Annotated in this window: 6 protein-coding genes; 1 reads left to right on the top strand and 5 read right to left on the bottom strand. The window is 64.9% G+C overall.

The window, feature by feature from the left end:
- Positions 1 to 269 precede the first annotated feature (269 nt).
- The 5 genes from ASC89_RS04765 to ASC89_RS04785 all read right to left on the bottom strand — a co-directional run bounded on the left by ASC89_RS04765 (position 270) and on the right by ASC89_RS04785 (position 5344).
- Complete coding sequence (locus ASC89_RS04765; RefSeq protein WP_055875614.1) at positions 270 to 692, bottom strand: F0F1 ATP synthase subunit epsilon; 423 nt, start codon at positions 690 to 692, stop codon at positions 270 to 272.
- Between the two features lie 61 nt (positions 693 to 753).
- Positions 754 to 2295 (bottom strand): F0F1 ATP synthase subunit beta, encoded by a 1542-nt coding sequence (gene atpD, locus ASC89_RS04770; protein WP_055995275.1) that lies wholly within the window; start codon positions 2293 to 2295, stop codon positions 754 to 756.
- Positions 2296 to 2312: 17 nt separating this feature from the next.
- Positions 2313 to 3191 carry a F0F1 ATP synthase subunit gamma gene (locus ASC89_RS04775; RefSeq protein ID WP_055995278.1) on the bottom strand — a complete coding sequence of 293 codons (879 nt, stop codon included), beginning with the start codon at positions 3189 to 3191 and terminating at the stop codon, positions 2313 to 2315.
- Between the two features lie 60 nt (positions 3192 to 3251).
- Entirely contained in the window at positions 3252 to 4784 is a 1533-nt protein-coding gene (atpA, locus tag ASC89_RS04780) for a F0F1 ATP synthase subunit alpha (RefSeq protein ID WP_055875605.1), read from the bottom strand.
- On the bottom strand, positions 4784 to 5344 hold the full coding sequence (locus ASC89_RS04785) for a F0F1 ATP synthase subunit delta (protein ID WP_055875602.1): 561 nt from the start codon (positions 5342 to 5344) through the stop codon (positions 4784 to 4786). The genes atpA and ASC89_RS04785 overlap by 1 nt, the downstream gene beginning before the upstream one ends.
- Positions 5345 to 5672: 328 nt before the next feature.
- On the opposite strand from ASC89_RS04785, the gene ASC89_RS04790 reads away from it, so the two are divergent.
- The gene (locus tag ASC89_RS04790) at positions 5673 to 6290 is read left to right on the top strand and encodes a hypothetical protein (RefSeq protein ID WP_055995281.1); all 618 of its coding nucleotides are present in this window, start codon (positions 5673 to 5675) and stop codon (positions 6288 to 6290) included.
- The last annotated feature ends 153 nt before the right edge of the window (positions 6291 to 6443 follow it).

Raw genomic sequence — 6443 nt, forward strand, 5'->3', positions numbered from 1 at the left:
GCAGCCACCCCGCCAGCGGCAACGGTGGCAAGAACAGGTTCGCCTCGCATGTCCAGCGCGACGCCTTCCTCTACGCCTTCGTCGACAGCTACAACAAAACCCGCCTCAAATGCCTCGACTACAAGGCACCCGCAGAGCTCCTCGCCAACCTCACGGGACACAACACTTTCGCAGGGATGACACCGAGTTGGACCGAAAGATCGTGCACCCAGAAAACAAAACGGGCGCCCCGCAGGACGCCCGTTTCGAATTCCGTATCTGCCGTCCGCTCAGTGTGCGGTGCTGGTCCCGACCGCAGCGTCGAGCAGCAGGTTGCGCCAGCCGTCGATCTCCGCCTGCAGGCGCATTTCTTCGTCGGCGGTGTTCGCCGCCTGCTGGGCGGTGAGCCCGGCGGCGATCAGCCCTTCGATCTTCGCGCGGTCGAATTCGGCGATATCCTGCGCCTCTTCGGCGAGGATGGTCAGCCCCTCGGGCGAGATGTCGGCAAAGCCGCCACGCACGTAGTAGACGTGGCTGATCCCGTCATTGCGCACCACGGTCACGAAGCCCGGCTTCAGCGTGGTCATCAGCGGCGCGTGGTCGCCCAGCACGGTGAAATAACCATCGGCGCCCGGCACGGTCACCGACTTCACGGTCTCCGACAGCAGCAGCCGCTCGGGCGAGACGATTTCGAGTTTGGTGCCTTCGGCCATGGTCCTGCCTTTGGGTTGAGCTGGGTCCGCCCTGAGGCGAACCCGAGTTCGTCAGATAAGCTTAAGCCGCAGCGGCCAGCTTCTGGGCCTTCTTGACCGCATCCTCGATGGTGCCGACCATGTAGAAGGCAGCCTCCGGGAGGTGGTCGTACTTGCCTTCGACGAGGCCCTTGAAGCCCTTGATGGTGTCTTCGAGCGCCACGAAAATGCCCGGAGTACCGGTGAAGGCCTCGGCCACGAAGAACGGCTGGCTCATGAAGCGCTCGATCTTGCGGGCGCGCGCCACGGTCAGCTTGTCCTCTTCGGAAAGCTCGTCCATGCCCAGGATCGCGATGATGTCCTGGAGCGCCTTATAGCGCTGCAGAATCTGCTGCACTTCACGGGCGGTGTTGTAGTGCTCTTCGCCAACAATGTTGGCCGACAGCATGCGCGAGGTGGAGTCCAGCGGATCCACGGCCGGGTAGATGCCCTTCTCGGAGATGGCGCGGTTCAGCGTCGTCGTCGAGTCGAGGTGGGCGAACGAGGTCGCCGGCGCCGGGTCGGTCAAGTCGTCGGCCGGCACGTAAATCGCCTGCACCGAAGTGATCGAGCCCTTGTTGGTGGTGGTGATGCGTTCCTGCAGCGCGCCCATGTCAGTGGCGAGCGTCGGCTGGTAACCCACCGCCGAGGGAATACGGCCGAGCAGTGCCGACATTTCGGCGCCCGCCTGGGTGAAGCGGAAGATGTTGTCGATGAAGAACAGCACGTCCTGGCCCTGGTCGCGGAAGTGCTCGGCGACGGTGAGGCCCGACAGTGCCACGCGGGCACGGGCGCCCGGCGGCTCGTTCATCTGGCCGAACACCAGGGCGCACTTCGAACCGGCGGTCGAGCCGTTGTTCTCATGCGGGTCCTTGTTCACGCCCGATTCGATCATCTCGTGGTAGAGATCGTTCCCCTCGCGGGTGCGCTCACCCACGCCGGCGAACACCGAGTAACCACCGTGCGCCTTGGCGACGTTGTTGATCAGTTCCTGGATCAGCACGGTCTTGCCCACGCCGGCGCCGCCGAACAGGCCGATCTTGCCGCCGCGCGCGTAGGGGGCGATCAGGTCCACGACCTTGATGCCGGTGACAAGGATCTGTGCTTCCGAGGCCTGCTCGGTGAACGACGGCGCTTCCTGGTGGATGGCGCGGCGGGCCTTGGTCTGCACCGGGCCGGCTTCGTCCACCGGCTCGCCGATCACGTTCATGATGCGGCCCAGCGTCTCGTCGCCAACCGGCACCGAGATCGGCTCGCCGGTATCGACGACGGGCGCGCCGCGGACCAGGCCTTCGGTGGTGTCCATGGCGATGGTGCGCACGGCGTTCTCGCCGAGGTGCTGGGCAACTTCGAGCACCAGGCGGCTGCCGTTATTGTCGGTCTCGAGCGCGTTCAGGATCGCCGGCAGGTGACCATCGAAGGTCACGTCCACCACGGCGCCGATCACCTGCGAAACGCGGCCGACCGGCTTGCCGGAAGTCGCGACCACCGGGGTCGAAGCGGCCTTGCGGACGGCCGGGGCTTTCTTGGCGGCGGGAGCCTTGTCGGTCGCCGGGGCTTTTGCTGCAGTTGCTGCGCGGGCCATGATTTACCTCGTTCCTGCTAGAGCGCTTCCGCGCCCGAAATGATTTCGATGAGTTCTTTGGTGATCTGGGCCTGGCGCTGCCGGTTGTAGACCAGCGTCAGCTTCTTGATCATTTCGCCGGCGTTGCGCGTCGCATTGTCCATGGCGCTCATCTGCGCCCCGAAGAACGATGCGTTGTTCTCGAGCAATGCCCGGAAGATCTGTACCGAGATGTTGCGCGGCAGCAGGTCCTCGAGGATCGCTTCCTCGTCCGGCTCGTACTCGTAGTTCAGCGTGTCTGCCGCATCGGCGGCCGGCGCGTCGAACTTTGCCGGGATCAGCTGGTGCGCCGTCGGGATCTGCGCGATCACCGAACGGAAGCGTGCGTAGAACAGCGTCGCTACGTCGAACTCACCCGCCGCGTACATCGCCAGCAGCTTCTCGCCAACGGTCGCAGCGTTGGCGTAGCCCAGCGTCCGCACTTCGCGGAACGAGATCGTCTCGACGATCTTGTCGCCCAGCGTCCGCTTCAGGATGTCGTTGCCCTTGCGGCCGACGGTGAGGATCTTCACCGTCTTGCCTTCGCCGATCAGCTTCTGCGCCGTTTCACGGGCGAGACGGGCGATCGACGAGTTGAAGCCGCCGGCAAGGCCACGCTCACCGGTCGCAACGACCAGGAGGTGCACCTGGTCACGGCCGTTGCCGGCGAGCAGCGCCGGAGCGTCCGCACGGCCGGCATAGGCTGCGCCCAGCGCCGCGAGCACGTTGCCCATGCGCTCGGCATAGGGACGCGCCGCCTCGGCTGCTTCCTGTGCGCGGCGAAGCTTCGCCGCTGCCACCATCTGCATGGCCTTGGTGATCTTCTGGGTCGATTTGACCGAGGCGATCCGGTTCTTAAGGTCCTTTAGCGAGGGCATCGGGCCGCTCTACTCCCATAGCGCGGTCCGTTGGGGACCGCGCGTTGTCTTGAAGGGGTCTTACGAGAACGTCTTCTTGAACGCGTCGATGGCGGCCTTGAGCTTGGCGCGCAGGTCATCCGACAGCGCCTTCTCCTTGGCGATCGCCGCCAGCACATCCGCACCCTTGGAGCGGAGGTAGCTCAGGAGGCCCGCCTCGAACTCGCCGACCTTCGACACCGGCAGGTCGTCCAGGTAGCCCTGGCCGCCGGCAAAGATCACCGCGACTTCTTCTTCCGGCTTCAGCGGCGCGAACTGCGGCTGCTTCAGCAGCTCCGTCAGGCGGGCGCCGCGGTTAAGCAGGCGCTGCGTGGCGGCATCGAGGTCGGAACCGAACTGCGCGAACGCGGCCATCTCGCGATACTGCGAGAGCTCGCCCTTCAGCGAACCGGCAACCTGCTTCATCGCCTTGATCTGGGCGTTACCACCCACGCGGCTCACCGAGATACCGACGTTCACCGCCGGACGGATGCCCTGGAAGAACAGGTTCGTCTCGAGGAAGATCTGGCCGTCGGTGATCGAAATCACGTTGGTCGGGATGTAGGCCGACACGTCGTTCGCCTGGGTCTCGATCACCGGCAGCGCGGTGAGCGAGCCCGAACCATGCTCTTCGTTGAGCTTGGCGGCGCGCTCGAGCAGACGCGAGTGCAGGTAGAACACGTCGCCCGGGTAAGCTTCGCGGCCCGGCGGACGGCGCAGCAGCAGCGACATCTGGCGGTAGGCCACGGCCTGCTTGGTCAAATCGTCGAACGCGATCACGGCATGCATGCCGTTGTCGCGGAAATACTCGCCGATGGCGGCGCCGGTCATCGGCGCGAGGAACTGCATCGGCGCCGGATCGGACGCGGTCGCCGCGATGACGATCGAGTATTCCATGGCGCCGGCATCTTCGAGCACCTTGACGAACTGCGCCACGGTCGAGCGCTTCTGCCCGACGGCGACGTAGATGCAATAGAGCTTGTCCGTCTCCGAAGCGTTGGCGGCATGCGCCGGCTTCTGGTTCAGGAAGGTGTCGAGGATGACGGCGGTCTTGCCGGTCTGGCGATCGCCAATGATCAGCTCGCGCTGGCCGCGACCGATCGGGATCAGCGCGTCGATGGCCTTGAGGCCGGTCGACATCGGCTCGTGCACCGACTTGCGCGGCAGGATGCCGGGGGCCTTCACGTCGACGCGGCGGCGTTCCTTGGCCTTGAGCGGGCCCTTGCCGTCGATCGGGTTGCCGAGCGCGTCGACCACGCGGCCGAGCAGTTCCTTGCCCACCGGGGTATCAACGATAGCGCCGGTACGCTTGGCGACGTCGCCTTCCTTGATGCCGCGGTCATTGCCGAACAGCACGACGCCGACATTGTCGGTTTCGAGGTTCAGCGCCATGCCCTTGATGCCGCCCGGGAACTCGACGAGTTCACCGGCCTGCACGTTGTCGAGGCCGTAGACGCGGGCGATACCGTCGCCAACCGACAGAACCTGACCGACTTCGGAAACTTCCGCTTCCTGGCCGAAGTTCTGAATCTGCTCCTTGAGGATCGCAGAGATTTCCGCGGCTTTGATATCCATTATCCGACCTCTTTCATCGCGATCTTCATCGCCGTGAGCTTGGTTTTGAGTGAGCTGTCGATCATCTGGCTACCGACCTTGACCACGAGGCCACCGATCAGGCTGGGATCGACATGTTGGTTGAGCGTGACGGACTTGCCGATCTTCGCCTTGAGCGTATCGGCCAGCGTCTTGACCTGGGCCGCGGTGAGCGGCGTCGCCGAGGTCACGTCGGCATTGACTTCACCGCGGGCGCCGGCGGCGCGTTCGCGGAACGCCTTGATGATCTCGGGCAGCGCGAACAGCCGGCCGTTGCGGGCCACCACCCTGACGAAATTGCCGACCGTGGTGTGCGCCTTGGCGCGCTCCAGCACGGCATGGATGGCCTGCGCCTTCTCTTCGGTGTTGATCACCGGGGAGCGAAGGAACCGGGCAAAATCCGGGCTCTGTTCAGCCAGGGCAAGCAGATTTACCAGCCCCTGCTCGACCGCTGCGACGGAACCGTCGGCTGCGGCGAGATCGTAGAGCGCCGACGCATATGGCCGCGCGATCTGGGTAAGCACTGAATTCTGCGCTGCCAATGCCCCGTCACCCTCGTGCTGCGCAACCCGAATCCGGCCGATGGAGGCGCCGGAGGCTGCTTTCGCTTATGATTGTTCGCCGGGAAAAGCCGATAGCCCCCCGGATTTCGCGCCCCCTCTAACATGCGAGATCGGCACCCGCAAGGCACCGGAACACGAGTCTTTCGGGGAGTTTTGTCGCAGGGGCGGGCCTCGCTGATCCTCCCCGGTTCACTGGCGCTGGTCGATCGTCGACAACGACCGGTGCCGGCAGGGAAGGTGTCCCTTGTGTCACCGTTGGGCGAGGCGTATTTTTTCACCTGCTGACGTCCGTTGTGAGGTGTGAATCATGCCACTCAATCGTCGTTGGGTGATCGCCGCCGGATCGGCGGCGTGTTTTGCGGGATTGAGCCGCAGCGCACTGGCCGAGATCTTGCGCCGCGCCGCAGCGAGCGGGCTGCCGCTGCTGAGCGAGGCCTCGCTGAACGCCATGATTCCGTCGCCCGAGGAACCGGACTACGCCGAAGTGCTCGGTGAAGCGGCGCGCGACATCCGTAGCTTCCTGCGTGCGCATTTCACGGTGACGGCCGGGCAGGATGAGGAAATCGGCACCATCTCCGATGGCTCGCGACGGTTGGCCGGTGCGCTGCTCAAGCGTTCGGCCAAGGGGCGATGGCGCGTCAGCGTTCGCGTCGGCGAAATGATCGATGAGGTGAGGCGCCGCGAGGACGAACTCCGAAAAAAGAGCAAGGAGGCCGAGAACGGCGCGAAGTTCGTCAGGATCATGGGCACCGCCCCCGCCCAGTCCGGCGAGCAACCCAAAACAACGGTAGTGGAGTTCCGGCTGGGCGCGCCGCCGCCGAAGCCGCCCCCGAGGAGCCATCCTCTTCGTCATCATCGACGGACAGCGGCCCCCCGCCGCCAGATATCGACTAGCCGGCGCCCAGGACGAGGCGGCTGCCCGTGAGACGACCTGCAGGCCGTTCGCACGATCGCAAAAGATTCTGGCCCACCTCTCCCCTGAGGGGCCTGTTGCATAATTCTGCAGGTGTGATTCCGTGACTATGGAGAGCGGAGTTGATGACCGATGGCGATCAAGCGGACAGGGCAGTTGGGTTTT

It is taken from the genome of Devosia sp. Root413D1, from assembly GCF_001425235.1.
Classification (GTDB): Bacteria; Pseudomonadota; Alphaproteobacteria; order Rhizobiales; family Devosiaceae; genus Devosia_A.

Excerpts from the sequence above, each read along its gene's own strand:
- ASC89_RS04765 (WP_055875614.1), bottom strand. The coding sequence starts at position 692 with ATGGCCGAAGGCACCAAACTCGAAATCGTCTCGCCCGAGCGGCTGCTG.
- atpD (WP_055995275.1), bottom strand. The coding sequence starts at position 2,295 with ATGGCCCGCGCAGCAACTGCAGCAAAAGCCCCGGCGACCGACAAGGCT.
- ASC89_RS04775 (WP_055995278.1), bottom strand. The coding sequence starts at position 3,191 with ATGCCCTCGCTAAAGGACCTTAAGAACCGGATCGCCTCGGTCAAATCG.
- atpA (WP_055875605.1), bottom strand. The coding sequence starts at position 4,784 with ATGGATATCAAAGCCGCGGAAATCTCTGCGATCCTCAAGGAGCAGATT.
- ASC89_RS04790 (WP_055995281.1), top strand. The coding sequence starts at position 5,673 with ATGCCACTCAATCGTCGTTGGGTGATCGCCGCCGGATCGGCGGCGTGT.